Here is a 26,870-nt window from a genome sequence, read left to right as displayed (position 1 = left end):
GGTGATTTATGATAACCAAGACTTGCTCTTGTCGTGGTAGTCCTACTACGGCAGAATTCCAGATGTTTGGTGAGTCATTGTCAACAACTTGCATTGCCAAAGATCTGCCTCAGTAAATTTTTGACTAAGTACAAGTCCTCTTTGATAGGGGTCGGAAATCAAAATGTTAACAACTGTGGGCAATGATTCATCCTTGAGGGGAATTCCGAACCCCCTGTTATGGTGACGTGTATTCAATTATTAAACATCCAGAAGCTGTTGGGGAATACGCCCGGAGATATAAAGCTTCTTGAGAAGAATGATTGAAAAATACACAGCAAACGTCCGCAAATAACTCCGACAAAACCAATAACTATCAAATTATATAAGGGTGTTATGGAAAGCGGGTATAACAATGTCAAAAAATGTCGTAATTGTGGAACCCTAAACCTCCTAACTGCAAACAAATGTGGTTACTGCGGTCAAAAATTACGACGCAACAGCATTCGTTTTATAGTGTGGGTGTGGTTTCCGTTGGTGGCTTTAGCTGGAAGCTATTTTTTGTTGAAGCCCACACTGTCGGCAATCTCATCAGATACTCTTCAAAATACATCTAGCAGCACTCCTTACTATTCGCCAGAGACATCTTCTTCTATTCATCCCCCGGTTTCAGGTGTTGCTTTAACCACCTACCGCACAATAGCTGATGTACCTAATGTTCCACAAGGAACATTCAACTACGGTGGATCTACAACTTTTGCTCCGCTGCGGAGTACAACTTTGCTTGTGGCTATTAATCTAGCTTATCCTGGATTTCAGTTGCGCTATACTGAGCCGCTAACAGGAGAGCCAGGATCTGGTAACGGTATGTCCATGCTACTTGAAGGTCAGCTAAGTTTTTCCCAGTCATCACGATCTGTAAAAGACGAGGAGTTTGAAAAAGCTCAAAAGCGGAATTTTAAACTTGAACAAGTACCTGTTGCTATTGATGGAATTGCCTTTTATGTCCATCCTCAGGTGATAGCTCAAGGTTTGAAAGGTATTACTTTGACTCAGGCGCGGGATATATTCACTGGAAAAATTACGAACTGGAAGGAAGTGGGTGGTTCCGATGTCCCTATCGCTCCTTTCAGCCGTAACCTGAAGTATGGTGGTACAGTGGATTTCTTATATGAAAAAGTTTTGGAAGAAAAACCATTTGGAGCATCTGTGCAGCAAGTACGAGACACTACCGACTCTCTCAAAAAGGTTGCGACAACACCTGGTGGTATCGGTTATGCTACAGCTTCACAATTAGTTAATCAAAAGACGATTCGTGTTCTCCCTTTGGCAAAGGAAGCTAATTCAGTTTTTGTGTCTCCCTGTGCTGATCACGCTTGCACAGCTATTAATGAAACTGCTTTTGCAGATGACTCTTACCCAATTACTAGACGGCTGTTTGTCATCATTAAACGGGATGGTAAACTCGACGAACAGGCTGGGGTTGCTTATGCCAATATGCTTTTGAGTAATGAGGGGCAAAAATTAGTAGATCTCGCTGGGTTTGTACCGATTCGCTAAAGCTTGGGTTTCAAGCTCATGCTCGAAGAGACTGCAACCAAGTGATGAAATCGCATTTGAGGAGAAATTCAACAGCGCCTCACCCAAATTTTCTATAGCGGTTTGCAATTGGGTAAGGTACACAAAGAAATAATGAACCACAGATGCACACAGATGCACACAGATAAATTTGTACTTCATTCAAGTGAGAAGCGCTATAGTTGAGCGACGGCTCGAACTTCACCATTGCTGACATTAGCTACGGTGTTGAGTTTGACAGCCAAAGCCAACTTACCAACTTCTTTGGCAAACACCTAGCAACCCCCCAAAGCTTACAAAAATTACGTGTAAAGCCATCTTGCCTCTACAATATCCTTTTCAACGGTAAAGTAAACCCTGGGATAACATCTTCACCACTTAAAATTGCCGTAGCTGGATACTGGGTTATTGAAGCATCGCTACGATAAACCAAAGCTTGCTGATTTTGACGGTCGATTAACCATGCCAACTTGACACCATTGGTTATATATTCTTCCATCTTTGCCTTGAGTTTTTCCAAGCTATCGTTTTTAGAACGAATCTCAATCACAAAGTCGGGTGCTAAGTTGATAAACCTGTCTTCTTGCTGATCCCAACCTTTAGGTAAACGTCCTTTAGCCACAAAAGCTGCATCAGGCGATCGCACCGCAGTATTTGGTAATCTAAAACCTGTGCTTGGACTGAAAACTTCACCTAAATCCTGACTTTCTACCCAAGTCAGGAGATAAGCAACTGCTTTTGCTTCTCGATTACCAGAAATTCCCCCTGTTGGTGGCATAGTTTCTAACGTTCCATCAGCATTACGTTCAAATCGCAGTTCTGGGTTTTGCGAACTCATCAGCATAAGTTCTTCATCGGTGACAGTATAGAAAGATTGCACCATTGTTTTTTTGCTGTTCATGACAATGCCATAGCAAAACTGGATGGATAGTTTAATTTTAGTGATTAGTTATTAGTCAGTCCCCCTTCCTCACGAATGCCACACCTTAAAAAATGAAGGATGAAGTTTGAAAAATTTCATCCTTCAGCCTTCACACTTGATGCACAATTGTAATTGTGATCACTGTTTTGCCTTCGCTAGCGGAACATACTACTGACAGAGCTATCTTCGTGAATCCGCCAGATGGTTTCCCCAAGCAGATTAGCCACTGACAGCACCACTAACTGTGGAAAGCGCTCACTTTCTGCGATGGGAATTGTATTTGTGACAATCACTTCCTCAAACACCCCACTTGATAATCGCTCAATTGCCGGTGGAGAAAACACCGCGTGAGTCGCACAGGCATAAACCTGACGCGCGCCTTCGTCACGCAAGAGTTTTGCTCCCGCAGTGATGGTTCCAGCCGTGTCTATCATGTCATCTACCAGCACTGCCGTTTTGTCTTTGACATCGCCGATGACATTTAAAACTTCGGCAACGTTGTGAGCCTGACGGCGTTTATCTATAATTGCCAGTGGCGCATCATTGAGCTTTTTCGCAAATGCCCTAGCTCGTGCAACACCGCCGACATCTGGGGAAACCACGACCAGGTCAGGCAGTTGTTTGCTTGCTAGATAATCGAGCAAAACTGGAGAACCGTAAACGTGATCTAACGGTAGATCGAAATAGCCTTGAATCTGAGAAGAGTGCAAATCCATTGCGAGAATACGGTTGGCACCTGCTTCTGTAAGGAGATTTGCAACCAGCTTGGCAGTTATTGACTCTCTTCCTGCGGTTTTGCGATCCGCTCGAGCATAACCATAATAGGGAAGGACTGCTGTCACCTGCCGTGCAGAAGCACGCCGACAGGCATCGATCATAATCAGCAATTCCATCAAATGGTCATTCACCGGACGACAACAGGGCTGGATTAAATAAACATCACAGCCCCGGATTGATTCTTGGATTTGAATATATAGTTCTCCATCCGCAAATCGTTTGCGAATCATTGGTCCCAAATCCATGCCCAGGTAACGAGCGACTTCTTGGGATAGTGGTACATTGGCAGAGCCAGAGAACAGCCGCAGGCGGTTATTTTCAGATATTCCTGTTGTAGTCGGCTGCACTTTTAAAGTTGCAGAACTGAGCACAGCAGATCCTCGATGTGCATTCATGGCAATCTTAACATCAGAGATTTGACAGTTTTAACCTAAAATAGTCTGAAAAAATATCTGTGAGCTTTTTTGAAGCTTTGATAAAAACTTTAAATATACCTCCATAAAACTACATTCTGGTTATTCTCCAGCCCTTGCAGATACAAACAATTGATAGCTTAACTGACATTAAGTCTGTAAACCATATCCATCATTTAGATTTTTTAGATAGAGTTGAAAAAATCTAACTCAATTGGATGTATGCTTGGCAGAATCTCCCCTTTAACCACCGAATGTATTGCTTTAAGAAGAACACAGAACACAGAACTCAGTAATCAGAATATCCCCACGGATGGAATCCGCTTGATTTGAACGAGGAAAACTTCTTTTTTTCCACGAATCAATTCGCTTGCTTGGAACCAGTTCTCACAGAACCAGAACTCTTAATAAAGCCACGCAGAAAACGCGTTTAACATTCTGAGTTCTTTGCCTCCTAGGTCGGAACTGCGTTAACGCGCAGCCTGCCCGGAGGGCATATTCTGACGGATGATTCTTTCTTGGTCACAGCTTAAGTTACTGTTGAATTTAATGATGACGAAGTATAAATACTCAAAATCATTTCCAACAAGGGCAGCTGAATATTCAATGATACTAGTTCTGACTGCAAACTGAGAAATTGTTAATGGATTTCTAGATTTTTTGAAGAAGAATTCAATCTTCAGAATTCAGTATTCAAAATGCAAGACGTGCCTCATTTGGGAGGCGCTTACGCTAACGCCGCAGGCGTGCCGTTCGGCGTTAGCCGTGGCGCAAGCCATAGGCAGAGGACATACCCGAAGGGTGACGGCTGTCAAAAGAGAGCCTATCTGCTGTGTGTCTGGAAACTATCCGTATCATAGTGAAGTCGTCCTAGTCTTGCTAACACACTCAATTCATCTATGATGCAACCACCGATTACATCTGGCACTATCTTGCAAAACCGCTACCGGGTCACTCAAATTCTGGGTCAGGGGGGATTTGGCAGAACCTATCTGGCGGAAGATCACAGACGTTTTAACGAACTTTGTGCAATCAAGGAATTAATTCCAACAGCAACGGGGGGTTACGCTTGGGAGAAGGCAAAAGAACTTTTTCAGCGAGAAGCAGCAATTTTGTATCAAATTCAACACCCACAAGTGCCTCAATTTCGGGAGAGATTTGAACAAGACCAGCGCTTGTTTTTAGTGCAAGACTATGTTATAGGAAAAACTTATCGGACTTTACTTGATGAGCGCAAAGCCACTGGTGGTGCGTTTACAGAACAAGAAGTGTTGCAACTTATGTGCTCCTTATTACCAGTTTTGGAGCATATTCATAGTCGAGGAATTATTCACCGGGATATTGCACCGGATAATATGATTCTGCGAGACACAGATAGCCTACCAGTCTTAATCGACTTTGGGGTGGTCAAAGAACTGGCAACGAAATTGAATTCAGATAACACAACGCCTGCAACCACTGTAGGAAAATATGGTTATGCCCCAAGTGAGCAAATCCAGACAGGTCGAGCATATCCAAGCAGTGACTTGTATGCATTAGCTGTCACAGCAATCGTCTTGCTGACTGGGAAAGAACCTCAAGATTTATTTGATGAACATCAACTGGCGTGGAATTGGCAACGCTTGGTAACGGTCAATCCACAATTTGCCTCTGTGCTGAATCGCATGTTAAGTCAAAAAGTGCGCGATCGCTACCAAAATGCTTCTGATGTATTACAAGTCTTACAAAGACCGCAACAACCGAAAGTTCCAACCCCTAATGTGTCCAATGTACAAACAGTTGCCGTTGGTCGCCGCCCTGAGGGGGTACAACCATCTGCCCCCAATAAACCCAACCCAGTCATTCCACAACAGGGAAACCGTTCAGTTTTAGATAATCCTTTGGCAGTCGGAGCAATTACCATTGTTGTTATTATTGTAGCAGGCGTCGGTTCTTGGGCGCTGGTAAGATCGATCCGCACGCGCTCACAAGCAACACCAGAAACAGCAACAGCTCCACAAACTTTCCCGTCACCTGTTATTCCTGGTGGAACTCCGTTAACACCTACATCTACACCTACATCTACAGCTACCAATAATGAACCTGTTGTATACAGTCAGCGCCTAAATTTTGGAACGTCTAACACTGCTAACGTTGAGAGTACTATCAAAGCGAATCAAACAGTTCAGTATACCTTTTCTGGTGAAGAAGGGCAACAGTTAACTGTATTGCTTGCTCAAGAAGGCAGTGTTTTGGTATCAGTTTTGGGTCCTAATCAAGAACCAATTGACAATGCTGCTGCATTGTTTTCATTCTATCAAGGAACATTGCCTTTTACTGGTAAATATACCATTCAGGTACGTCCAGTCCCAGGGCTTCCCCAAAGTAATTACAGTCTTAATGTTGGATTAGAAAACCCAGTTACACCGACACCTTCGCCCACACCCACAGACATCTTACCTTCACCCACACCCACAGATATCTCTCCCACACCCACACCCACAGACATCTTACCTTCACCCACACCCACAGAGATTTCTCCCACACCCACACCCACAGAGATTTCTCCCACACCTACACCCACAGAACAGCCGTCCACAGTTCCTCCTGTAGAGCAACAAAATAACCCCCCTACTAGTGAAACACCCAATGTTTCTGGTGAAACAGGTTTGCCGTCAAGACTGTAGAATTTGATGCAATTTTTGCATTAAAATTATGCTAAATTTCTATAAGATGGAATTGTCAGCGATTTATGATAGTAACTGTTAGAAATTAGTTATGGCCTACTAATGACTAATGACTAATGACTGATAAGCTATTGAACGCACTACTGATTTCAGGAACTGATACAGAGGTTGGCAAAACTGTTTTAACAACAGCATTGGCAGCCTACTGGCAGAAATATTACTCTTCTTCCCGCAGCTGGGGAATTATGAAACTGATGCAATCGGGAGAGGGCGACTGCGAGTGGTATCAAAAGCTATTTTCCTTAGACCAATCTCTTGAAGAACTGACACCTTTATATTTTCAAGCACCCCTAGCCCCTCCCATTGCCGCAGCAAGGGAAAACAAAACCATAGATTTAGCAAAAGTGTGGCGAACTTTTACAGATCTACGTCAGCGCCGTGATTTTTTGTTAGTGGAAGCTTTAGGAGGATTAGGTTCGCCAGTAACCGATGAACTGACAGTGGCTGACTTGGCGGGAGAATGGCGATTACCCACGGTATTAGTTGTACCAGTCAGATTGGGTGCAATAGCTCAAGCAGTGGCTAATGTGGCATTAGCACAACAATCACGAGTGTATTTAAAAGGGATTATTCTCAACTGCGTTCAACCTCGAACAGATGCAGAAATTGCTGAGTGGACGCCAATAGAGTTGATACAATCACTAACTCACACTCCAGTTTTAGGTTGCTTACCGTATCTGGATAACCCAACTGATTTAGATAAAATGGCACAAGTCGCATCAAGTTTAGATTTAGAACGATTGCTAGATGCTTGAAAAGGTGTGAAGAGTGAGACTAAAAATACCTTTGGCAAAAGTTTAAAGCGTAAAAATAAAAATACTCAGCTGTCATTTGAAATTAAAAAATGTAAAACATGGTTTCTACATTCCCAAACCCCGCTTCTGTTGATTTATCTCGCGTGCGACTCCCCATCCGCTCACTGCAACCACAGCTTGTGGAGTGGCGGCGACGCTTGCATCAAAAACCAGAATTGGGTTTCCAAGAAAAACTAACCGCCGAGTTTGTCTCGCAGAAGTTGCAGGAATGGGGTATCGAGCATCAAACTGGCATTGCTCAAACTGGCATTGTAGCCACCATTGGGGGTAATAACCTCAGCACTCAAAAAGTGTTAGCGATTCGAGCGGATATGGATGCTTTGCCAATTCAAGAACTCAACGAGGTGTCCTATCGCTCGCAACACGATGGGGTGATGCACGCCTGCGGACATGATGGACATACAGCGATCGCCCTAGGGACAGCATACTATCTCCACCAGAACCGGGATACTTTTGCTGGCACTGTTAAAATTATCTTCCAGCCAGCAGAAGAAGGACCAGGAGGCGCAAAACCGATGATCGAAGCTGGGGTGTTGAAAAACCCTGATGTTGACGCGATTATCGGTTTGCACCTTTGGAATAATCTGCCTTTGGGGACACTAGGTGTCCGCGCTGGTGCATTGATGGCAGCTGTAGAAACCTTTAAATGCACAATTTTGGGCAAAGGCGGACACGGTGCTATGCCCCATCAAACAGTTGATTCAGTCGTAGTTGCTGCCCAAATCGTCAATGCCTTACAAACTATAGTCGCTCGCAACGTCAATCCTCTTGATTCGGCAGTGGTGACAGTGGGCGAACTCCATGCAGGAAGCAAGAACAATGTGATTGCAGATACAGCTAGGATGAGTGGCACTGTAAGGTATTTTAATGTAGCATATGAAGGCTTTTTTAAGCAGCGCCTTGAGCAAATTATTGCGGGCATTTGCCAGAGCCATGGTGCTAACTATGACTTGCAACACTGGTCACTTTACCCACCAGTCATCAATGATGCTACCATAGCCGAACTTGTGCGATCAGTTGCCCAAGAAGTGATAGAAACCCCTATGGGCGTTGTTCCTGAATGCCAAACAATGGGCGGCGAGGATATGTCTTACTTCTTGCAAGAGGTTCCTGGTTGCTATTTCTTTCTCGGTTCTGCTAACCCTGAGAAAGGTTTGGCGTATCCCCACCATCATCCCCGGTTTGATTTTGATGAAACCGTCTTGCCAATGGGTGTGGAGATGTTTGTCCGTTGCGTGGAAAAATTCTGTAATTAATCAAGGTAGATGGGTATAAAGAAATAGCGGGTAATATTGTGTCTGGTTAAACAACCTTAATAAATTTGTAGTGACGGCTTTACCCCTCTTCCAATAGGGCAAGGACTAAAGACTGACTACACAAAAGTTTTATTATGGGTAATTTTCCGAACATGATACAAGAGGGCTAATAGCTTATAGTTCACAGTTCAATGTGAACAGTAAAATGTCAACTGTCAACTATAAGCAATTCGTAACCTCCACCACTTACTTTTATGTCTACCCATCTACTCAATACATGAATTCCCCAAGATTAGATCCATCTGTCGCTTCTGCACTAGCAGACTTTGAGAAATCGAACGCCAAGAGTGTTTGGTCAAGTTTAGATAAAAACCAAGTGCTGGCGGAGATGAAAATACGGCTGAATGACCCCTTTCAAGTCAACCAAGGTCAACAACCATTTTGCGGTCCTGCATCGATTTTATTTGAGCTAATTCGTAAACAGCCGCTGCGCTACGTGCAAATTTGCCGTAGTTTGTTTGAAACTGCTAGTTTTCAAGGGCAAACCAGACGCATTGAAGCATTGTATAGGTTGCGTCAAAGCCGAGGTAGACTACGAATGGGTCAAGCCGATTGGATGATTTTGGCAACACTACGGGACTCAGAAAACCTACTTTTTTCTGTTGAAGCAGATGGTCCGGATATACTAAGAAATTTGGCAGGTATGACCAAATCGTGGGAGATGAAAGGCTGGACACAGGAAGTACTAGGTTACCGTAAAGTAAAGCACATCCCAACTTACATATACGGCGAAGTCGAGGTTTTGAATGAAGCTGCAGCAGTTATTGCCTCTGGTGGTGTGGTTTTCGCTTTGATTACCGCCGCAGGTTTACTAGGCACTGGCAACAAACCCCTTTTACCTTACCCTAATCACTGGATTACCTTACTTGGAAATATTTCGATTCAAGGGGGTGATTGGTTAGACAAAGAAAGGGGACGCATCAGCTTAGATGTCTACTCTTGGGCGAGAAAATATCATATTGACCTGGATGAGGAACCATTCGAGGATTATTTTTGGGGTGTTGTCATGGGTTCGATGTAATATTATTGCCAATGGCAAATGTATACGTACATAAGCAAGTAGAAAACAAATGAGTTTAGTGCTAAAGCACTTACTACAAACCAAAACGCTAGGAATTTGTGAAAAGCTCTACTAGGTCTAAATATAAAAGCCTAACTAAATAGTTTTCTTAACAGAAAAGTTACAATTTCGTTTTATGACGTTGGTGAGTTACCACGAATGACTTGAGCCAAGTAAGTCATTCAAAATTTTATCTAGGATATCATTTCATTGAGGGAAGCACCCTGTTTGCATATAAAATGCAAAAAATTTAGTGATAGATGATTAAGCTTCCAAGTTGCTCGACGTTAACCAATTCGTGTCCAATGTGTTGGGAGTTCCACATGATCTGGCAAACGAGTTGTATCATCGCCTAGAGCAAGTGTAATCTGATGCGGTTCCAAGTTTTTCACACCTGTCAGGATTGCTCCTTCAAGTTTGACATCACTTAGATTAGTTGCACTGAGATTGGCTCCCATAAGATTTGCTCCACAAAGGTTAGCTTCATGAAGAATTGCCATTTGCAGGTTGGTTCCCATCAAATTTGCTCCACATAAGTCAGCTTCTCTAAGGCTTGCTTCAGAAAAGTTGGCAAAAAACACCTCTGTCTGTTGTAGTTTGGCTGCATTGAGGTTTGCTTGTTGCAAATTGGCTCCATTGAGGTTTGCTTGTTGCAAATTGGCTCCAATCAAACCTGCAAGGTGCAAATTGGCTTTACCTAGCTTTGCTCCTTGCAAATTAGCTAAAAACAGCTTTGCCTCTTGTAAGTTAGCACCTTTTAAATTTGACCATTGCAAATTGGCTTTATATAAGTTAGCTCCCTGTAGATTAGCTCCACGTAGACTTGCTCCTGTAAGATTGGCAGAACGCAAATTTGCCTCACAAACCGAAGCGCGATTGAGGTTTGCCCCACAGAGGTTAGCTTCAGTTAAGTTAGTTGATTGCAAGTTGGCCTCATAGAGGATTGAGCCAGAGAGTTTAGCACCATCTAAATTAGCCTTACGCAAATCAGCTCCCCGTAGGTCTGCTTCACATAGATTAGCTCCCTGTAGGTCTGCTTGTTGCAGGTTTGCTTTATGTAGGTCTGCCCCCTTAATATCGGCATACCGTAAATTAATTTTCTGATTTGGTTGGTCTTTTTCCGGATTTCGCCTAGCGATGACACTCAGGGCTGCTTGAATATCTGTACGAATGACTGTTGGTGTCTCTCCAATTTCTTCCTCTTGCAGCTTACTTGCAGGATTCTCTCGCACAAAAGCCGTCAAGATTTCCATGATTGTCCAGTATTCTTTGGGACAATCCTGAGCAACTCTTTCTAAGGCATAAATTGCACCTGTCCGTGTCGCAACACTTTCATGCCCAAGCTGGGTAATTGCCGTCATAAAGCGTTCTGCAATCAGCCGTTCTTCGGCTAGCTGGGTATTCTTTGTTTCTATCTCATTGCTTTTTTCGGCTGCGATCGCCAAAAGGCGGGCACTCCGTGCCATCGCACTTTTTTGACTGGCTTCCACTTGTTTCGCTGCTACGTATGCATTAATCATCACTGCCAATCCTAAGAAAAGGGTGGCAGTTGTTGATAATGCTTGAGTTCTATTTTCTATTTTTTGTTGATTGGACAACCCCTCCATTTGGGAAAATGTTAAGAACATTACCGTTGGTGATAGCGTAAACATCGCTGTTATCACTATCAACCCATTTCTAAGTACGTCTGTCTTCCTAGCAGACATAGTAGTTGTATTCCTCAAAACACAGAATTTTTACGCAGATTATAGGGAAAAAGAGTATAGCATTTGTCTCAAAATTTCAATATCTGCCGCTAGCTCGGCAGATGCTGCTGTTGCTCTACCGTATGACCCGGTTGGGGATGTGCTCTTAGACTCCAAACTTGCTTATCATTAGATATCACCCAAATTTGATTATATGTACTGTGATTCCAAATGTTTGAATCCTTTAGCATATGTCCCATAGACGCTAGCTTCTCTGAGTTTTTTTTATACTAGTGGGTTCCATGTATGTCTGTTGTGCTTAGGTTAGCTTGATAAAGAATTGTTTATTGTTGGTTGCCATTACTAAAATTTGCTCCCTGACATTTGTGTAACTCAAAATGATTTTTCTGTTGGAACTTTTTGCTAGTCGCTTGCTCTGTAGCTCCTCTAAAGGCACAAAAGGAGGGTTGCATAAAGTGGCAAGAATCTCCATAGCGATTTGTTCTAAAGAATCCATTGCACGCTAACAGGGTTCCATCTTTTCATCTAACAAATGTCTAACTGCCATTCCTCTATTTTCTTTAAAGTACTTATATTGATTTAATTTTTTAGATAACGCAACCTTCTAAAGAGAGATTTTTATATATTGTTTTTATTGAAAAAAAAATATATAATTACTGTACTACGTATATCGCTTAGTTGCAGCTCATATCCCTAAGACAGTAGGGCTTAATATTTGAGCGAGGCTATACAGTTTTTCCAAAAAATTCTGATTATAAAGATTTCATAAATATAAGACTTTTATTTGATTTGTGAACTTGACTTTTTTAAAAAAAGCGCAGAGGACACAGAGAGCACCGAGGAAAGAGAGCTAAGAGGATTTCACGATTCAATCGCCATTTCTCTAGATAGATAATTAAACCTAATATAAAAATATTTATAATATGTTAGTTGTGTGATTAATGATGTCAAAACTGTCATTTTTAAATACAGTTAGTAAATTGTAAAAGACTCAACCGATATAATATTCTTGGATATAAATGCTCTGCTGGCGGTGTTACAGATATTACCCTGAGCGCTGAGAGCAGGAACAGCGAAAGCATTTGCCTCAACGCAAAAGATGCAGCAAAATTTACAGCCGATTATTACAGATTTAGTGCTGATTGGTGGTGGTCATAGCCATGCCATTGTGCTAAGAATGTTTGGCATGAAACCAATACCCGGAGTACGTTTAACGTTGATTACCGAAAGTTCGGATACACCGTACTCTGGGATGCTACCAGGACATATTGCCGGATTTTACAGTCATGACGAATGCCATATTGACTTACGACGCTTAGCGAATTTTGCTCAAGCGCAGTTGTATATTGACCGAGTTGTCGGTCTTGATTTGGAGAACAACAAAGTTATTTGTGCTAACCGTCCTGCGGTAGCTTTCGATGTGCTGTCCATTGATATTGGTAGCACTCCCGCCACAATATCTGTACCAGGTGCAGCAGAATATACAATTCCGGCTAAGCCAGTATCTAAATTGCTACAATACTGGGAGCAAATTTGTAGAGACGTTGCATCTGAGAATTCTACATCACCTCAAGAACCAATGAGCATTGCAATTGTGGGTGGAGGTGCAGGCGGTGTGGAATTGGCGCTGTCAATGCAAGCTCATTTACATCGGATTTTATCTCGTGCCTTGAGTGAGGTTGGAAACGAGACAAAGGCTGTGGAAATTCATCTATTCCAGCGCGAAGCTGAACTGATGCCTCTTTATCACAAGTCAGTGCGGAATTTAGTTAAGCAAGTTTTGCTCCAGCATAGTGTTCAGTTGCATCTTAGGGAAAGTGTGTGTCAAGTCAAACCACATACAGTGATATGTGAATCTGGGTTGACAGTTGAGTGTAATTCGATTTTTTGGGTAACACAAGCATCAGCACCTCAGTGGTTAAAAGCAGCAGGAGTGGTGACTGATGAGCAAGGTTTTATCTTGGTTGAGGATACATTGCAATCTCTATCCCACCCCCACATATTTGCTGCTGGTGATATTGCCACAATGGTAAATCATCCTCGTCCCAAAGCAGGAGTGTTTGCGGTACGGCAAGGTAAGCCTTTGTTTGAGAATTTGCAGCAAGTTTTGTTAGGAAAACCCCTCAAACCCTATAAACCACAGAAACAATATTTAAGTTTAATCGGTACGGGGGATGGACACGCTATTGCTACACGCGGTTCGTTTACCTTACCACCTAACAAACTCCTATGGCTCTCCAAAGACTGGATTGACCGCTCTTTTATGGAACGCTTTAGAGATTTGCCAGAGATGGGAGAACAAGAGGACACGGGGAAATTTTCTGTCTCCGCCTCACCGCGTCTCACGCCAGTCGCTACAACGGGGGGAACCCCCGCAACGCGCTGGCTCCCCTTGCCCGCATCTTCTTCGGTGATGCGTTGCGCTGGATGTGGTTCAAAAGTGGGTAGTACAGTTTTAGAGAGTGTTTTGTCCCGTATCAAATCAGAACAACCGAGTGGAGAAGAAAGAACAGATATCGTCATTGGTTTGGATGCACCAGATGACGCGGCGGTAGTGCAAGTCCCAACAGGACAGTTGATGGTACATACAATTGATTATTTTCGTAGTTTGATCAATGACGCGTATATCTTTGGACAAATTAGCGCTAATCATTGCTTGAGTGATATTTTCGCAATGGGGGCTATTCCTCAAAGTGCGCTGGCGATCGCCAGCATTCCCTACGCCCAAGCAGCTAAAGTCGAAGAAACTCTTTATCAGTTATTATCCGGTGCTGTGAAGGTACTCAACCAAGCTCAAGCACCTCTAATTGGAGGACACACTACCGAAGGCGCAGAACTGGGATTTGGGTTATCTTGCAACGGTTTAGCTTATCCTGACAAACTGTTACGCAAAGGCGGAATGCAACCAGGACAAGTGCTGATTTTGACCAAAGCACTCGGAACAGGGACACTCTTTGCTGCTGATATGCGCCGTCAAACCAAAGGTCGTTGGATTGATGATGCTGTAGAGTCGATGCTACTGTCAAATCAAGCCGCAGCTGCGTGTTTATTGCAACATGGGGCAACGGCTTGCACTGATGTCACAGGATTTGGGTTGCTGGGACACTTAATGGAGATGCTGCAAGCTTCCAATGTTGCGATTGAATTACAACTAGAAGCTATCCCAGTTTTAGCAGGCGCAAGGGAGACAACAGAAAAAGGGATTTTTAGCTCACTGCATCCTGAAAATCTGCGAACATCACGTTATATTGATAACTTGGAGCAAGTTGAGAGTCATGTCCATTATCCTTTGTTATTCGATCCACAAACCGCTGGTGGACTCTTAGCTTCTATTCCAGAGTCACAAACTAGTAGTTGTTTGGCTGCACTCAAAGACTTGGGGTATGAATCGAGTTGTGCGATCGCGCGTGTTGTGGCACTTGCGGGTAAAAAGCCAGTCACTTTAATAAGCGAACGTAGTAATGCTGCAAATTTCCAACAAAATCATCATCCCAAACAGCGATATTGAAATTAGTGCGATTCGTTCTCAAGGAGCAGGAGGTCAAAACGTCAACAAAGTTTCTACCGCTATCCACTTACGCTTCGATATTGGGGCTTCATCATTACCCGATTTTTATAAAGAACAGCTTTTGAAGTTGAACGACCGACGCATCACCCAGGAGGGAGTTGTCGTAATTAAGGCTCAGGAGCATCGAAGCCAAGAGCAGAACCGAGAGGAAGCGTTAAGACGACTTGAAGAACTTATTAAAAGCGTAGTTGTACTGAAAAGAAAACGCAAACCCACAAAACCGACTCGCAGTTCTCAGCAAAAACGCCTTGACCATAAAAGCAAGCGCGGACAGGTTAAGTCCAATAGAAACCAGGTCACGGATTGTTGATTCATAGATTATTAAACAGTGAACTTCCGTTTGATTTCAATGAGAGCTATTTAGAGTCAGCTTAGCGTTTTTGGCAGTTTGGAACGGCAGCGCCAGAAGCTTTACGCATGGACAGCTTAACTTCCCATCCGGGTAAATTCCACCAGACAACACGCTTGTTTGGCTGTATCCAAAAGTCTAGTTGTTTGATTTTGCCATTCTCAAAAACTAGCTTCGGCAACGCGGGATAGTCATGATCGTCAGTCTCGCTATAATTACGTCCAAAATAGTTCATACAAACGGTTAATCCCTGAGAAACTCCCAACTCCTCAACTCCAGTCCCTTTCAAGGTCGAATCATCGTAGCTGAAGGTGCCATTGTAGGATTTGCCCGCTAATGATCCTTTGGTCACGTTGACTGTGAAGTCATAGGTAACGGTAGAGGCTTGGGCTTGACTGGTTGTTATTACAGCAGTGCTAAGAGCGGCAGTTGCGAGGACGTAAAACGCCCGCCTCTGAGGGGCGAACGCAACTGAAAATTTTGGGAACAGGTTGAGCATCCTAGTATTTATGAACCTTAGAGAGTTTGTGCGCTTGCCTGTTGGAGCGATACTGCCAGAGGGAGCCGCGCAACGCGCGATCACATTGTAAGACTAACCTGCATCTATTTTTGAAATCGAAGGGAGTGGTTGAAAGAGCGATTTTCATATTTTGATAGGTTTGCCAGTTGAGTCACTACAGTAACTTCTCCCTGTACGCTTCTATTCACCAAATAGGTGACTCCCCGATAAATCAATTTATAGCTTGTTGGTGGTACGGGAACTTCCGCAGGCTTGACATTGGGATCAACATGATAAGTATTGCCACGGTAAATCAGGTTATAAGCTGGTCCAAATTCACGAACTTGCTTGAATGCCTGTCCTGTTTTCCTGCTTCCAACCTTTGTTGAGTCGTACTCGAAGCTAACGCCGCGATAGTAAAGTTTCATATTGAAAACCTCTTTAATGGGTTAAGAGTGAACTGTTGATCCGTTACAGAAGAACTTTGCTTTGCTTAAGGCAAAAGAAGATTCGCTGTCGAAACCTTTAAATCTAAATAGGTATCACTGAAATTAACTGATGCAGTTTTCGCTCTCGACTTGTTGGATGTTTATTATCTAAAGCGACTGAATATTCTTTCAGTTCCAAGTCTTGTCTTTTATATAGCGGTTTGCAATTGGGTGAGGTACACAAAGAAATAATGAACCACAGATGGACACCGATGGACACAGATAAATTAGTGCTTCAATCAGATGAGAAGCGCTATATAAGTGTAGGCAAAATAAACTTATGCACTTTTTAGATAGATGTACCCCTTTCCTTACAGCTGAACGCGCAAACCAAAAGACGCACTTACAGCGGTTTTCTGTAAGGTGGGGATTGCTTACCAATATCTCAAATGTGTGCCATATGGGCTTTTACGGGCAATGCTCACGCTACGAGTGGTCTAATGATATGAAAAGCGCTGTAAAAGCTCTTTCCTAAGTGTTTTCCATAAGAGTGTTGTAACTATAGCAGTCCTAAATAATGAGTGAGATTCTCTGTCTATTTTTGACAAAAGTTAGCTCTTATAAATAATCCAAAAACTGCTCTGGTACTAACCTTAATTCTCCTGATTTAAAACGGTTTATATTTACCCACAAAGCAGTTTTGTGTCGCTCATCTTCTGAAAAACCTAACTTGTCAATGTGATAAAATTTGGGGTCAACAAAGTTAGTTTCAAAAATTTGAATAATCTCGTGACCTGGTAAACCGTTGAAAGTAAATACGTTTTCCAAACAGCCCAAGTAGCGAATATTTGTTAATTCTGCTTGGATTTCTTCTTGAAATTCTCGTTTGAGGGCTTCTATACTTGTTTCGCCAAACTCAACGCCACCGCCCATTGCACGGTAAAAAGTTTGTTGCTTGACTGGATCGTAGCCTTCAGAAACGAAGATCTGATCCCCATGTCGAATGAGTCCCAATGCTAGGACACGAATTTCTCCTGGTTTATGCATTTGTGTTGCTAGTTATCGTAAATAAACGAAGGACGACCATTTTCACTATCCTCGACGGACCAATCTTCATTTTCGCCACCGATGTACAATTGCTCGATAGTCACAAATTCCTCGCTGAGCTGCTTGAGGGCGTTGATGAGAATATCGAGGGCGATCGCATCAGAAGTTCCCATATCAAACCAGCAACGCGCCCATGTCCCTTCATATTCAAACTCACCCATATTGTGCATTAGCGCCAGCAAACTTTTGTCATACCCTTGGGAATCGTAATCCATGTAGCTAAGGTTTAATCCAGTTTCTTGTACCTGGAGATTTTCGGCATTAAATGCACCCAACTTGCCCAGATAAAACCAAGAATTGAACACCTCTTCTACATACTTTTTTTCTTGTTCAGAAGGAATTGTGCTGAAGTTCAACCAAATCCACAAATCAAAAGGATTAATTTCGCGAAACTGTACCTGCATGGCATTAAGATATTGAATTTAAATTACTATTATCTTCCTAAGTCGCGCCTAGTTTCCTGGATTACTTAGGTTTTCAGCTGCCTTACGCCGTTCACGCTCAATTTGTTTGACCAAATCAGATGGTAGCTGGGACTTCTTTGTCAGAGCTTTGTCAAAATTATCAATTGCCTCTTTTATCAATTGCGAGTTTTTCTCTTTTCTTGCCTGTTCCCGCAGGATTTGAGCTTTAAGATAAAACGACTCTGGGTTATCGGGTGTTGCTTTCAAAGCTCGATTAGCATACTCTAGCGCCTGAGAGTACTGTTTTAAATCCCGGTAGGCAAGGGCAACACCCCGATCAACGAGATACTGGGGACCAGCATTTTTTTCTAACCGTTCAATAGCCTGTTCTGGGTTAGAAAAAGGCAAATTGACGGCAAGCATTAAATCCATGTATCCCTTGAGTAAATTTAGTTCTGGGTCGTTTGCAGAAACTGCTTCGGCTTTGTCTAAATATTGATAGACTTGCCGTAGTCTACTTAAGGCTTGCGGCGCACCCTTAACTGTACCTTCACGCTGTAGAATCACTGCTCCCTCTAAAAACACACCAACAGCAGCATACAAATTTCCGCGCAGGGGATCGCTGGAAATTAAATTTTGGGCTTTTTCTAAAGTTTTCTTGCTGTAGCTGTCAAGTGTAGCCCAATCCTTATTTGTGTATGCTATTGATGCTTTCATCGCATGGGCTAAAGGTTCATTTGGTTCGGCAGATAGCGCGTCTTGTAAGTAACGATCCGCAGCTTGATAGTCTCCCTGTTGGAAAATGGCTTTGAATGCTGCCTCCGTTTTGTTGCCAATGTTACGAGGCTCTCTAGTCCGAAAGGGATCTGCTGCCAAAGAGGGATGTGCCCAAACATTGAGTGCCAAGGTAGCTGCAAAAGCTACTGTAACTAAACGGTAAAGTTTTGCAGGCATAATTGTTTGCAGAAATGGAAACCATGCAGTCATCTTGAATCTCGGCATATTTACTATTGTAATTGTTTTATAAATTACTTATAATCCTCAAGAGAATTGCCTTAGATATGCATCTGTTTGAGCCAGAATTTTTTATACTATTTGACCTTGGTAATTTTTCCAGGTTCCCTTGCCTGTTGTAGCTATTGTTCAAGAGTAATTTTGCCACAATGGAGAGAAGTACGAGCGGCGATTTCTGCCGTTGGCGTAGCTCCACGGAGTGAGGCTCGTAACTTCGGTGAGAAGCATGATGTTTCTTGCTGCAAGATAGAGGTTGCTGGCGTAGCGAATGCGCTATAAATTTTTCGGAACTTTGCAGTTACTTGCAGTGTAGTTAATAAGTACGTTGCTGACTTTTTGGTAATCTTAACAAATGCTCTATCTCAGAAATCTAATTTATCATCCCACGGCTTGCCCAACAGCTATTCTTAAATCAATCAACCTGGAATTAGCATCGCAACAACTGGGTCTAATTATCGGACCCAGTGGCTCTGGCAAAAGTACGTTACTCGAAATTTTGTCTGGGCTTGCTGAACCCACATCAGGTTCCGTTTTCTGGCGCGAGCAAGAACTGGTAGCCGAACAGTTGCAACAACTCGCTGGATTGGTCTTTCAGTTTCCCGAACGGCACTTTTGCGGCGGTACTCTTTTAGAAGAATTGCGCTTGGGACATCCAGAGTTAGGAATAGAGCGAGTTAGACAAGCACTAACAGAAGTGGGATTAGAGCATTTATCGCTTAGTACAGCACCCCATGCTTTAAGTGGAGGTCAGCAGCGGCGTTTAGCTTTGGCGGTGCAGTTGATTCGCCAGCCACATCTATTATTATTAGACGAACCCACCGCTGGGTTGGATTGGTCGATGCGTCGGCAACTGGTAAATTTATTGGCAAAACTGAAAAAAGACTGGACTCTACTGGTTGTGACACACGACGCAGGGGATATGTTGGCTATAGCAGACCGTTGTTGGACTCTTAAGCACGGTGAGCTAGAATCAGTTGACCCCACAGCACTGGGTGCTGTGAAAGAACCTCAACCAGCAGCATGAGATGCTAGTGGGTAGTGGGTAAAAACAACTATCAACTCCCAACTACCCACTACCAACTACCACCTCATCTGGCTGACATGCAGTTGTGCTTCCCCATGATCTGGAATCCAGGCTAGCCACTCATCACGAGAAACCTGACATAGTAGCAGTGCTTCGTCAAAACTATAGGGGTTAGGAAGTTCCAACAGCTTTACCCAACTATTAGGCTGGAAATCTTGCGCTGACTCTTTGATGTCAGACTTGCTTGACCAATCCAGAGTTTGCAATATAGCTAGCGTGGCACAATTTGGTCTACTTGAATCTAGTTTCATGGCTCTGCTTTAGCCTTAGTTCATGGGCTAATACGAAATTATTTCTGTAACTAAGACTACAAAATTAGCCATACTTTTGAAAAGCCGCTGTTTTATAACTTTACGTTTGTCATAGTAAGTGTTTGGTTGTGTTGCAAGCTAGCTGAGGTCAGACTTTGTGGGCGGTAGACTGGTAACTGAATCACATTGTCCGCTTAGAAATCCCATAAGATATGACAACAACTCCTTTACCATCACTGCGCGAGCAACAACATCCGCTCATTCGTCAACTAGCAGATTGTATAGAAGCAACATGGCATAAGCATCTGAACTTGTCGCCCTACCATTTGCCTGGTGAGTTTGGGTATGTGGAAGGTCGGCTAGAGGGAGAGAAACTGACGATTGAAAACCGCTGCTTTGAGACACCCCAGTTCCGGAAAATGCACTTAGAACTGGCAAAAGTGGGAAATATGCTCGATATCTTGCACTGCGTTATGTTTCCCCGTCCAGAATATGACCTACCAATGTTTGGTTGCGATTTAGTCGGAGGTCGGGGTCAAATTAGTGCGGCGATCGCAGACCTTTCTCCAGTCAACTCGCAACACACATTACCAGAATCATATACTTCTGCACTTGCAGCACTGCCTGAGTTGAACTTTTCCCAACCACGAGAATTACCTGAGTGGGGAAATATTTTTTCAGAATTTTGTATCTTCGTTCGCCCCAGTTCTGTTGAAGAAGAAAATATATTTCTCTCTCGCACACGAGAATTTTTAGAAATACATTGCACACAAGCGGGAACATCCCAAAGCGTTCCAGCCGAAGAGGTGGTGCAAAATCTAGCTGGACAACGCAACTACTGTACCAAACAGCAGCAAAACGACAAAACCCGCCGCGTACTGGAAAAAGCCTTTGGTCCGGCTTGGGCAGAACAATATATGACGACAGTTTTGTTTGATATGCCAGATTAGTCATTAGTCATTAATTTTCTCCCCCTACCGCCCCCACTCCTCCTACTCCCTCCACTCCCTCCACCTCCCAATCTCCCCATCTGTAGATTCGGCTACGTTTTCCAACAATCGATAAATGTAGAATTCATTTACAGCGGTTTTCAAATCAATGAACCACATCTGCACTCATTTCAATCCCTGTAGAGACGCTTCAAACAGCGCGTCTCTACAATGTGGTCTATTTACCCGAAAATTGCTGTAACTCAAGTAAAATCGAGCCACAAAATCGTTCATTGTAAAATCTAACTTTTCTTTCTCCTATGCAGTCATACATCTACTTTTCAGTATGGTGCATTAGGTACTTTTCATACCGTAGTAGCGTGGTACAGCTAATTTGGTGCATTAGATTTATAGTTTATTTAGCGCTAAAGCGCTCACTACAAAACTTTTCTATTACACCATTTTAGTCTTGCCGCGCCAGTAGGTTATTCACAGTACATGGCTTGTGCGCCGTAACGCACCTCCTCGTCGTCTGGATGTATGCCGAAATAGGGTTTTTGATATACAGAAAAAGCAGATGGCTATTTGCTAAAAACCCTTTTTGACCTCATCCAATTGCGCCTAACCCGCTTTTTTACTTCGTATATAAAGATTTCAACCAATGGGTAATACCATGTCAAGGGTGAGTGAGAAGTCAAGGTTAAGGGAGCAGCCACTTGAGAATCAGAAACCACAAGTTTGGTTTTTAATCGCTATATCCCTGCCAGTCATAGTTGCTACTGGAGTCCTTAGCATAGCCAAAATGGAGCAATTGAAAAAGTTGAACACGCCCGTATCCAGTGCGCCGCTTAGTACAAGTATCAATGCTTTGGGGCGTTTAGAACCTCGAGGGGAAGTATTTAAACTGTCTGCCCCAGCAGGAGAGCAAGGGGCGTCGCGAGTGGAACAAATTTTTGTCAAGGAGGGGGAACGGGTAAAAAAAAGTCAATTGATTGCGATTTTGGACAACTTCTCAAGCAGCCAAGCAGCCTTGGAAGAAGCAAAAGCAAAACTGCAAGAAGCCCGTGCCAATTTTGCCAATGTTAAAGCAGGTTCACCAAGAGACATTCAGGCTCAAAGAGCAGTGATTGCTCGCGTGGCAGCACAATTGCGTGGTGAAGTAGATGCACAGCAAGCAACCATTGCTCGTTTGAATGCACAGTTACGAGGAGAAAAAATTGCCCTACAAGCTACGATTAATCGTATACAAGCCGAATTGCAAGGGCAAAGAGATGTTTTCAGGGCGACGGTTTCGCGTATCCAAGCTGAACAACGCAATGCCCAAGTCGATGCTCAACGCTATGAGATGTTATACACAGAAGGCGCAATTTCTCAGCAGGAACGCGATAGGAAACAGTTGGGTGAGGAAACTAGTACTCAGCAACTAGCCGAAGCTCAAGCAAATCAAAGGCAAACAGTTGCAACTTTAAGACAGCAACTTGCTGAAGCCAGAGCCAATCAGGTAAAAAATATAGCCACTTTGCAACAGCAATTGGTTGAAGCTAGGGTCAATAGAGACAAAACTTTAGTAACATTGCAAAGGCAAATTGATGAAGAAACAGCAAAATTCAATAGAATTCAAGAAGTGCGTCCAATTGATTTGCAAGTAGCGCATGCACAAGTGAGCAATGCAGTTGCAACTATGAGAAAAGCAGAAGCTCAATTAAATTTAAGTTATGTCAAAGCACCAATCTCCGGCGAAGTTTTAAAAATTCATACTAAAGCCGGAGAAAGCATGAGCGCAGATGGCATTGCTGAGATTGGACGAACCGATCAAATGATGATCGTTGCTGAAGTTCCCGAAGACAGTATTGGTAAGGTGCGTCTCGGTCAACCAGCCATCATAACCAGTGATAATGGAGCTTTTAGCGGAGAATTACAGGGAACCGTCGCTGAGATTGGCAGAAAAATTGGCAAAAAAGATGTGCTAAATACAGACCCTGCAGCAGATATTGATGCCAGAGTTGTGGAAGTGAAAATCGCTCTGACTCCAAAAGATAGCGAAAAAGTTGCAGGCTTAACTTACGCCAAGGTGCTTGTTGAAATTAATATTTAAAAAATCATTTTATTAGTTATTAGTTAATGACTAATAAAGAGTGAATGAGGATAGAAAATGATTGGCAAAATCCCTCTCGCTTGGCTTCAACTGAAGCGAGAAAAAACTCGTTTGGCTGTGGCACTGGCAGGAATTGCCTTTGCTGACATTCTCATGTTTATGCAGCTTGGTTTTCGGGATTCTCTGTATTATAGTAACGTTAGATTTCATAGTAGCTTGCAGGGCGATATTGTTTTAATCAACAATCAATCTAGCGCTTTGCTGTCCATGAAAAGCTTTTCTCAAAGGCGGTTATACAAAGCTTTAGATTTACAAGCAGTACAAAGTGTGCATCCAATATATCTAGATTATACTGCCTGGAAAAATCCTTTAACAGGTCGTCCTCGTAACATCCTAATCATTGGAATGAATCCAGCAATTAATATCTTAGATTTCCCAGGTATCCAAGAAAATATAGATAAAATTAAACTACCAGATGTTGTTTTATATGACCGTTCTTCTAGACAGGAATATGGACCGATTGTTGCTGAGTTTGAACAAGGAAAAACCGTAACAGCAGAAGTAGAAAATCGGAGAATTAAAGTTGGAGGACTATTTACTTTAGGTGCTTCATTTGGGGCAGATGGTAATTTAATTACTAGTGACCTAAACTTTCTGCGGATATTCTCCCAGCGCCAGCGAGGATTAATTGATATTGGTCTGATTAGATTAAAACCAGGGGCAGATGCAACTCTTGCTGCTCAAAATTTGAGGAATTATTTACCTCAAGATATAAAGGTTTTAACTAAGCAAGAATTTATTGATTATGAGAAAAATTACTGGGCAAGTGGTACAGCAATAGGTTTTATTTTCACTTTAGGCACAGTCATGGGTTTTATCGTGGGAACTGTGATTGTCTATCAAATACTTTACACTGAAGTTGCGGAGCATTTGGCTGAATATGCAACCTTGAAGGCAATAGGTTATACACAAAACTACTTGTTGTTTGTGATTCTGCAAGAAGCTTTGATTTTAGCAATTTTGGGATATATGCCGGGATTGGCTATAACTCTGTTTTTATATAACAGGGCTAGAGATGCCACACTGCTACCAGTTTTTATGAGTTTAGGAAGAGCCATAATGGTACTCATTTTGACTATTCTAATGTGCTTTATTTCGGGTACGATCGCTGTCCGAAAGTTGCGGGCTGCCGACCCAGCAGATATTTTTTAAAATATGATTTTTCAAAAAACATAAATCATCATTCATAATTTTAAAGGAATGAATTCTAAAATAGGGGGATTTATGCTGGGTAAAGAAAGTGTGATTTCAATTAAAAATCTCAACCACTACTACGGAAAAGGATTACTAAAAAAACAAATTTTATTTGATATTAATCTAGAAATTTATCCGGGTGAAATTGTCATTATGACTGGACCTTCAGGTTCAGGTAAGACAACATTACTCAGCTTGATTGGTGGTTTGCGCTCTGTGCAAGAGGGAAGTCTAAAATTTTTAGGGACAGAACTCTATAGAGCTAGTCAGACAAAACTGGTCAATATCCGGCGAAAGATTGGTTATATTTTCCAAGCTCATAACTTATTAGAGTTTTTAACTGCTAGGCAAAATGTACAAATGGCGGTGGAACTGAATAAATATATTTCTAACCAACAAGCCATTGCTAAAGCAGAAGCTATGCTCAGAGCAGTTAGTTTAGGGGAACGGATTGATTATTACCCAGAAAATCTTTCTGGAGGACAAAAACAAAGAATTGCGATCGCTCGCGCTTTGGTTAATAATCCGCCACTGGTGCTAGCAGACGAACCGACAGCAGCTTTGGACAAACAATCAGGACGCGAAGTGGTGGAATTGATGCAGCGCCTTGCTAAAGAACACGGAACATCTATATTACTGGTGACTCACGACAACCGCATTTTAGACATAGCTGATCGCATTGTGGACATGGAGGATGGTATTTTAGCCCGTGATTCACAAAATAAAGCCATTAGTCATTAGTTATGAAAATTGGGACTATAAATTGAAGCTATTTCTTCCTTCCAGATTCCTTGTATGGTGTCGGAGAGTGTGGTTGGCGACTTGTGCGGAAAGTAACATTGACACCTTCATGAGATTGTTCCAGCACCAGCAGAGGGGTCGGTTTAGCTTGTTGATCCCAATGCATATAAGCAACCCGACCTTGAATCGCTGGTTGCCAAGTATCGTGATCATCAGTAGGGCTTAGGTAATTTTCAATACAATTGGTAATTTGGCTAATAGTAGCGGAAGTCGGTTGCGTAGGTAACTTCGTCAGCCGGATTTGAATCCGGAACAGGACGCGTTTAGCCGTGTTTGGCAGAGTGCTAGTTTCATACTCCACATCAAAGATTTCATCCACTTGCCGTCCAGTGTTACTGGCAATCCCCACAATACCTTGATTGGCTTGATTTGGACGTAGTGTTTGAGAAATTTTCTCTTTGACCTTGACTTTTACTTGATTGATGATTGCAAAACAGAACACTTCCTCTGACATCCGCATTCGGAGATAATCCAGGTTGAACTCCCGTGAATTAATTAAATCGGGATTAGTTTCCATTTTGCGAATTGTTTCCAAAGCTAGCTTAAACTTTTTCTCCAGTTCTCGCGTGCGGAATTCTTCAAATTTAATTTTTTTCTCCAGTTTCTTCATCTGGAATCTACCATAGACAATCAAAGCAACTACTGCTAAAGCCAGTCCTCCAGAGGTTGCTATTAAAAATGAGTGAGGTGCTTGGGAATCAGCGGCTAGTACTTGCTGTGATGCATTTGTAGTTTTTTTTGACTTTACGGTTTGGGCAATAATCATCGAATGACCGTCCCAATCACCTTTTAAGGTGGTTGTGATATGCTGCACCGACAGAGGAAATTGGTATGACATGGTTGGCAAACAAAGAAATTGACTCCTGATTGTCAGGATGCCCAAATCCTGAAAGTCATCTTGCTGTAAATTAGTATTCTTTACAACTTTTTTGCCAAAATCTTATGTACAGACTGCTGCGCTTGTCTGAGGTTTCATCGACTAACCGCTTTAGCAATGTTCGTCTGGTCGCCACAGATATGGATGGTACCCTAACCAGGAAAGGAAAATTTACCAGCCAACTGTTACAAGGTTTGCAGAATTTAGCAACTGCTGGCATTGAGGTAGTGATTGTTACCGGACGAAGTGCTGGTTGGGTAAGTGGTTTAGCATATTATTTGCCTATCGTTGGTGCTATAGCCGAAAATGGCGGTTTATTTTATCTATCTGGGAGTGAGAAACCAGTCGCTTTAACACCCATTCCTGACTTAATAGCACATCGTCAGCAGTTAGAATTGGCTTTTCAACAATTACAAATCCAATTTCCGCACATCCAAGAATCTGCTGACAATCGTTTTCGCGTCACTGATTGGACATTTGATGTGCATTCTTTAAGTACAGATGAACTAAAAACCTTGAGTCATCTTTGTCAGAAAATGGGTTGGGGGTTCACCTACAGCAACGTACAGTGTCACATCAAACCTTTGGGACAAGATAAGGCAATTGGGTTATTGCAGATGTTGCGGGAACACTTCCCCCACTACACCCCAGAACAAGTTGTAACTGTTGGCGATAGTCCCAATGATGAAAGTTTATTTGATGAACGTTATTTTTCTGTCTCTGTCGGCGTGGCAAATGTGCTTGAGTATACGAAGCAACTTCAGCATCAGCCAGCATATGTGACTTGTGCTGCTGAAGGTGAGGGTTTCTGTGAATTGGCGCGAATAGTTATAGAGCAAAACCGTTCAGTAGAACTCTTGTAAAAGTGAATTTATTGAAAATAAACCACAGATGGACACAGATGAACACAGATATTTA

At 42.6% G+C, this 26,870-nt stretch carries 24 protein-coding genes; 14 read left to right on the top strand and 10 right to left on the bottom strand.

Features of this window, described 5'->3' with window-relative positions; genetic code table 11:
• Nucleotides 1-375: 375 nt before the first annotated feature.
• Entirely contained in the window at nucleotides 376-1,539 is a 1,164-nt protein-coding gene (locus MAS10914_RS0109215) for a substrate-binding domain-containing protein (RefSeq protein ID WP_017315640.1), read from the top strand.
• A gap of 343 nt (nucleotides 1,540-1,882) precedes the next feature.
• Here the strand turns inward: MAS10914_RS0109215 and MAS10914_RS0109205 are convergent, their stop codons facing one another.
• Nucleotides 1,883-2,458 carry a Uma2 family endonuclease gene (locus tag MAS10914_RS0109205; protein WP_084786336.1) on the bottom strand — a complete coding sequence of 192 codons (576 nt, stop codon included), beginning with the start codon at nucleotides 2,456-2,458 and terminating at the stop codon, nucleotides 1,883-1,885.
• A gap of 176 nt (nucleotides 2,459-2,634) precedes the next feature.
• A complete protein-coding gene (locus tag MAS10914_RS0109200; protein WP_017315637.1) occupies nucleotides 2,635-3,651 on the bottom strand; it encodes a ribose-phosphate pyrophosphokinase in 1,017 nt (338 codons plus the stop codon).
• Between the two features lie 716 nt (nucleotides 3,652-4,367).
• Here MAS10914_RS0109200 and MAS10914_RS35455 point away from each other — a divergent pair.
• The 5 genes from MAS10914_RS35455 to MAS10914_RS0109180 all read left to right on the top strand — a co-directional run bounded on the left by MAS10914_RS35455 (nucleotide 4,368) and on the right by MAS10914_RS0109180 (nucleotide 9,547).
• Nucleotides 4,368-4,529: a hypothetical protein gene (locus tag MAS10914_RS35455; RefSeq protein ID WP_232224136.1), complete on the top strand. Its 162-nt coding sequence runs from the start codon at nucleotides 4,368-4,370 to the stop codon at nucleotides 4,527-4,529.
• 42 nt (nucleotides 4,530-4,571) lie between these two features.
• Nucleotides 4,572-6,335: a serine/threonine-protein kinase gene (locus MAS10914_RS0109195; RefSeq protein ID WP_026082439.1), complete on the top strand. Its 1,764-nt coding sequence runs from the start codon at nucleotides 4,572-4,574 to the stop codon at nucleotides 6,333-6,335.
• A 131-nt stretch (nucleotides 6,336-6,466) separates the two neighbouring features.
• Nucleotides 6,467-7,150 carry a dethiobiotin synthase gene (gene bioD, locus MAS10914_RS0109190; RefSeq protein WP_026082438.1) on the top strand — a complete coding sequence of 228 codons (684 nt, stop codon included), beginning with the start codon at nucleotides 6,467-6,469 and terminating at the stop codon, nucleotides 7,148-7,150.
• Between the two features lie 98 nt (nucleotides 7,151-7,248).
• Nucleotides 7,249-8,466, top strand: a complete 1,218-nt coding sequence (locus tag MAS10914_RS0109185) for a M20 family metallopeptidase (RefSeq protein ID WP_017315634.1) — start codon at nucleotides 7,249-7,251, stop codon at nucleotides 8,464-8,466.
• Between the two features lie 277 nt (nucleotides 8,467-8,743).
• On the top strand, nucleotides 8,744-9,547 hold the full coding sequence (locus MAS10914_RS0109180; RefSeq protein ID WP_033365762.1) for a hypothetical protein: 804 nt from the start codon (nucleotides 8,744-8,746) through the stop codon (nucleotides 9,545-9,547).
• Nucleotides 9,548-9,873: 326 nt separating this feature from the next.
• On the opposite strand, the gene MAS10914_RS0109175 is transcribed toward MAS10914_RS0109180, so the two are convergent.
• Entirely contained in the window at nucleotides 9,874-11,292 is a 1,419-nt protein-coding gene (locus MAS10914_RS0109175; protein ID WP_026082437.1) for a pentapeptide repeat-containing protein, read from the bottom strand.
• A gap of 1,099 nt (nucleotides 11,293-12,391) precedes the next feature.
• On the opposite strand from MAS10914_RS0109175, the gene selD reads away from it, so the two are divergent.
• A complete protein-coding gene (gene selD / locus MAS10914_RS0109165) occupies nucleotides 12,392-14,800 on the top strand; it encodes a selenide, water dikinase SelD (protein ID WP_017315629.1) in 2,409 nt (802 codons plus the stop codon).
• On the top strand, nucleotides 14,754-15,170 hold the full coding sequence (arfB, locus tag MAS10914_RS0109160; RefSeq protein WP_017315628.1) for an alternative ribosome rescue aminoacyl-tRNA hydrolase ArfB: 417 nt from the start codon (nucleotides 14,754-14,756) through the stop codon (nucleotides 15,168-15,170). The genes selD and arfB overlap by 47 nt, the downstream gene beginning before the upstream one ends.
• A gap of 61 nt (nucleotides 15,171-15,231) precedes the next feature.
• Here the strand turns inward: arfB and MAS10914_RS0109155 are convergent, their stop codons facing one another.
• From MAS10914_RS0109155 to MAS10914_RS0109135, 5 genes are all read right to left on the bottom strand, one after another.
• Nucleotides 15,232-15,708, bottom strand: coding sequence for a hypothetical protein (locus MAS10914_RS0109155; RefSeq protein WP_017315627.1), 477 nt, complete (start codon nucleotides 15,706-15,708; stop codon nucleotides 15,232-15,234).
• 104 nt (nucleotides 15,709-15,812) lie between these two features.
• Complete coding sequence (locus MAS10914_RS0109150) at nucleotides 15,813-16,136, bottom strand: DUF4278 domain-containing protein (RefSeq protein ID WP_017315626.1); 324 nt, start codon at nucleotides 16,134-16,136, stop codon at nucleotides 15,813-15,815.
• Nucleotides 16,137-16,754: 618 nt separating this feature from the next.
• Nucleotides 16,755-17,183: an NUDIX hydrolase gene (locus MAS10914_RS0109145; RefSeq protein WP_017315625.1), complete on the bottom strand. Its 429-nt coding sequence runs from the start codon at nucleotides 17,181-17,183 to the stop codon at nucleotides 16,755-16,757.
• Nucleotides 17,184-17,191: 8 nt separating this feature from the next.
• Nucleotides 17,192-17,647, bottom strand: a complete 456-nt coding sequence (locus tag MAS10914_RS0109140) for a DUF3531 family protein (protein ID WP_017315624.1) — start codon at nucleotides 17,645-17,647, stop codon at nucleotides 17,192-17,194.
• 48 nt (nucleotides 17,648-17,695) lie between these two features.
• Entirely contained in the window at nucleotides 17,696-18,634 is a 939-nt protein-coding gene (locus MAS10914_RS0109135; RefSeq protein WP_017315623.1) for a Sll0314/Alr1548 family TPR repeat-containing protein, read from the bottom strand.
• A 379-nt stretch (nucleotides 18,635-19,013) separates the two neighbouring features.
• Here MAS10914_RS0109135 and MAS10914_RS0109130 point away from each other — a divergent pair, with 379 nt between their 5' ends.
• On the top strand, nucleotides 19,014-19,685 hold the full coding sequence (locus MAS10914_RS0109130) for an ABC transporter ATP-binding protein (protein ID WP_017315622.1): 672 nt from the start codon (nucleotides 19,014-19,016) through the stop codon (nucleotides 19,683-19,685).
• Nucleotides 19,686-19,741: 56 nt separating this feature from the next.
• Here MAS10914_RS0109130 and MAS10914_RS0109125 read toward each other — a convergent pair whose 3' ends face one another.
• Nucleotides 19,742-19,996: a hypothetical protein gene (locus MAS10914_RS0109125; protein ID WP_017315621.1), complete on the bottom strand. Its 255-nt coding sequence runs from the start codon at nucleotides 19,994-19,996 to the stop codon at nucleotides 19,742-19,744.
• Nucleotides 19,997-20,208: 212 nt separating this feature from the next.
• Here MAS10914_RS0109125 and MAS10914_RS0109120 point away from each other — a divergent pair, with 212 nt between their 5' ends.
• The 4 genes from MAS10914_RS0109120 (at nucleotide 20,209) to MAS10914_RS0109105 (ending at nucleotide 25,015) form a co-directional block, all read left to right on the top strand.
• Nucleotides 20,209-20,946: a phycocyanobilin:ferredoxin oxidoreductase gene (locus tag MAS10914_RS0109120; protein ID WP_017315620.1), complete on the top strand. Its 738-nt coding sequence runs from the start codon at nucleotides 20,209-20,211 to the stop codon at nucleotides 20,944-20,946.
• Between the two features lie 652 nt (nucleotides 20,947-21,598).
• On the top strand, nucleotides 21,599-23,020 hold the full coding sequence (locus MAS10914_RS0109115) for an HlyD family efflux transporter periplasmic adaptor subunit (protein WP_026082436.1): 1,422 nt from the start codon (nucleotides 21,599-21,601) through the stop codon (nucleotides 23,018-23,020).
• 57 nt (nucleotides 23,021-23,077) lie between these two features.
• Entirely contained in the window at nucleotides 23,078-24,232 is a 1,155-nt protein-coding gene (gene devC / locus MAS10914_RS0109110) for an ABC transporter permease DevC (protein ID WP_017315618.1), read from the top strand.
• 75 nt (nucleotides 24,233-24,307) lie between these two features.
• Entirely contained in the window at nucleotides 24,308-25,015 is a 708-nt protein-coding gene (locus MAS10914_RS0109105; protein ID WP_026082435.1) for a DevA family ABC transporter ATP-binding protein, read from the top strand.
• A gap of 28 nt (nucleotides 25,016-25,043) precedes the next feature.
• Here the strand turns inward: MAS10914_RS0109105 and MAS10914_RS0109100 are convergent, their stop codons facing one another.
• Nucleotides 25,044-25,841 (bottom strand): hypothetical protein, encoded by a 798-nt coding sequence (locus MAS10914_RS0109100; protein ID WP_026082434.1) that lies wholly within the window; start codon nucleotides 25,839-25,841, stop codon nucleotides 25,044-25,046.
• A 176-nt stretch (nucleotides 25,842-26,017) separates the two neighbouring features.
• Here MAS10914_RS0109100 and MAS10914_RS0109095 point away from each other — a divergent pair, with 176 nt between their 5' ends.
• Complete coding sequence (locus MAS10914_RS0109095) at nucleotides 26,018-26,815, top strand: HAD family hydrolase (RefSeq protein ID WP_017315615.1); 798 nt, start codon at nucleotides 26,018-26,020, stop codon at nucleotides 26,813-26,815.
• Nucleotides 26,816-26,870 lie beyond the last annotated feature (55 nt).

The organism is Mastigocladopsis repens PCC 10914, assembly GCF_000315565.1.
Classification (GTDB): domain Bacteria; phylum Cyanobacteriota; class Cyanobacteriia; order Cyanobacteriales; family Nostocaceae; genus Mastigocladopsis; species Mastigocladopsis repens.
Note: the sequence above shows the minus strand (reverse complement) of the source record. Positions and strands in the feature narration are given on the sequence as shown.